This is a genomic window from Nevskia soli (genome assembly GCF_903970205.1).
Taxonomy (GTDB): Bacteria; Acidobacteriota; Terriglobia; order Bryobacterales; family Bryobacteraceae; genus Bog-113.
The window spans coordinates 1-2,611 of sequence record NZ_CAJCHS010000070.1; the positions used below are offsets into that span (position 1 = coordinate 1).

Sequence of the window (2,611 nt, forward strand, 5' to 3'; positions counted from 1 at the left end):
TGGGAGCGGAGGCCGTGCAGCCCATCGTTTCGGTGACGCCCGACGCAATTTGGGCGCAGGCATTATCCGACGCCGAGCGCAGAGCGGCCTCGCGATTGGCCGCGGATGCTTTGCGGCATGAGGTTCGCCCGTTGTACGCCATGCACACTTCGCAGTGAAAGCGCCGGTTTCCGAAGCTCGTATAGACGAGCGCGGCGACAATCACGATTGCGAACACAATGCCGACGACGACCGGTTTTTTCATCCGGATTCAAGCCTCTAACATCAAGCGAAGAAGTTGCCCATTTGCCGGAACTTGTCGTAGCGCTGCTTCACCAGCTGCGCAGGAGTGAACGAGGCAAGATCTTTCAACGATTGCTTGAGAGAAGCGCGTAAGGCAGCGGCGGAACCGTCGTAATCTTCATGGGCGCCGCCGGTTGGTTCCGGGATAATGCCGTCGATCAGACCAAGCTTGAGCAGATCCTCGGCCGTGAGGCGCAGCGCGGTGGCCGCGAGTTCCGCCTTGGTCGAATCGCGCCAGATGATGGCCGCGCAACTTTCCGGCGAGATCACGCTATAAACCGCGTTCTCGAACATATAAACCTTGTTCGCAACCCCGAGTGCGAGCGCGCCGCCGCTGCCGCCTTCGCCGATGCAAACCGCGATCACAGGCACTTGCAGCCGCGACATCTCCCGCAGATTGCGCGCGATCGCCTCAGCCTGACCGCGCTCCTCGGCATCGATGCCGGGATAGGCGCCCGGCGTGTCCATCAAAGTGATGACGGGTCGACGGAACTTGGCCGCGAGCTCCATCAGGCGAATGGCTTTGCGGTAGCCTTCAGGCTTCGGCATCCCGAAGTTGCGATGCAGCTTCTGTTTGGTGTCGCGGCCCTTCTGCTCGGCGACAATCATGACCGGTTCGCCTTCGAAAAAACCCATGCCGCCGATAATCGCGGCGTCGTCCCCGAAAAGGCGGTCGCCGTGGAGTTCCTGGAAGCCGGTTAGGAGACGTTCGATGTAATCCTGCGCGTGCGGGCGTTTGGGATGACGGGCTCTTTGGACGCGCTCCCAGGCCGGAGATATGGCCGCCGGCGAAGGCGTGGGAGTGCTCGAGCTATCGGATGACATGTCTCATCAGGATAGCTGAGGAAAGGAGCCCGATCCTGCTGGCGATAATGGTGATGATGCTGAGGAGGCGGAGGCGATGGCGCTGATTCTTGATCTTCCCGACGAAACGGAAGCTGCCCTCAGAGCCAAAGCTAGTGCGCAGGGCGCGTCTGCCCAGCAGTATGTCGCGCAAATCCTGGAGATCGATTTGGGTCAGGCGACGGTTTGCCAGCCGAGTGAACAAGATCATTACCTCTACGGATCTCCAAAGAGAAATCTTTGAGCATCGTTATCGCCGATAAGATATCGAATTCTAACTCCCCAAAACCTCCAAAGTATCCATCCCGCAAATCCTTTCCACCTCTGCCCGAAACGCCTTATCCGGACGAACCTTCGCCGGCACATCCAGCAATACGGTGAAGTCTCCCGCCGATTCCAGCCGCAGCCGAACCTGAGTCTCCCCCGGCTTCGCGGCAAACAACGTCGATAGCTCGGACGCGCGGTCCAGCCCATTGCGATTCAGCCGTACCTTCACCGAGATCAACGACGGCAGCGGCACCCGCGCGACTTCGAGCGGAACGATCTCCTGCACGGATACCTTTGGCGCCGATCCCTCTTCCGGCAGCGCCGTCCCGCGCACCAGCACCGCCTGATCTTCGGCCAACATCGGCGCCAGCCGCTCGTACTGCGTCGTGAACAGCAGCGCTTCAATCGCGCCTTCACGATCTTCAATCTGCATCGCGGCCCAGGGCTTGCCGTCGCGGTTGCGCTTGCGCTGAATCGCGGTGAGCACGCCGCAAAGCGCGACCTCCGCGCCTTTCGCCAGGCCCTCCAGATTCGCGGATGTATGTGAAGACAACTCGCAGATCTTGTCTTCGAACTGATCCAGCGGATGCCCGGTCACGTAGAAACCAAGCATCTCCTTTTCGCCTTGCAGCTTGTCGCGCGGCGTCCATTCGGGCGCTTTGGGGAGCGGTGGATCGGGATGCTCTTCCGCCGCGTCCACCATTCCGAACAAACCAGCCTGGCCGGATTCGCGATCGCGGAACGAACGCATCCCCGACTCCACGGCACTGTCGACCGCGAGGATGAGTTGCGAGCGCGTGCCCGCCATCGAATCCATCGCGCCCGCGCGAATCAAGCTTTCGATCACGCGCTTGTTCACGCTGCCGAGGTCGACCTTTTCGCAGAACTGATAGAGCGATCGGAAACTCCCGTGTTCCTCGCGAGCCTTGACGATCGCGTCTACGGCGGACTCGCCGACATTCTTCACCGCGCCTAAACCGAACCGGATCGCGTCGCCGTCCGGAGTGAAGTTGCAGAAGCTGGCGTTCACATCCGGCGGCAGCACGCGAATCTTCATATCGCGGCATTCATTGATGTACTTCACGACCTTCGCGACATTGCCCGTTTCGGAAGTGAGCAGCGCGGCCATGAAGTCGACGCGGTAATGCGCCTTGAGGTAACCCGTGGCGAAAGCCAGGAACGCGTACGCGGCCGAGTGCGATTTGTTGAAACCGTATCC

At 60.6% G+C, this 2,611-nt stretch carries 4 protein-coding genes; 1 reads left to right on the plus strand and 3 read right to left on the minus strand.

What is annotated here, in order from left to right:
• Together H1Y01_RS03525 and H1Y01_RS03530 are read right to left on the minus strand one after the other, a co-directional pair.
• Positions 1–244, minus strand: a 244-nt coding sequence (locus H1Y01_RS03525; RefSeq protein ID WP_180538840.1) for a hypothetical protein, incomplete at its 3' end; no start/stop codon positions are given.
• Between the two features lie 20 nt (positions 245–264).
• Positions 265–1,107, minus strand: coding sequence for an acetyl-CoA carboxylase carboxyltransferase subunit alpha (locus tag H1Y01_RS03530; RefSeq protein WP_180538842.1), 843 nt, complete (start codon positions 1,105–1,107; stop codon positions 265–267).
• Between the two features lie 76 nt (positions 1,108–1,183).
• Here H1Y01_RS03530 and H1Y01_RS03535 point away from each other — a divergent pair, with 76 nt between their 5' ends.
• A complete protein-coding gene (locus H1Y01_RS03535) occupies positions 1,184–1,369 on the plus strand; it encodes a FitA-like ribbon-helix-helix domain-containing protein (RefSeq protein WP_180538844.1) in 186 nt (61 codons plus the stop codon).
• Between the two features lie 30 nt (positions 1,370–1,399).
• Here H1Y01_RS03535 and H1Y01_RS03540 read toward each other — a convergent pair.
• The coding region (locus H1Y01_RS03540) for an OB-fold nucleic acid binding domain-containing protein (RefSeq protein ID WP_367399761.1) at positions 1,400–2,611 on the minus strand (1,212 nt) is incomplete at its 5' end.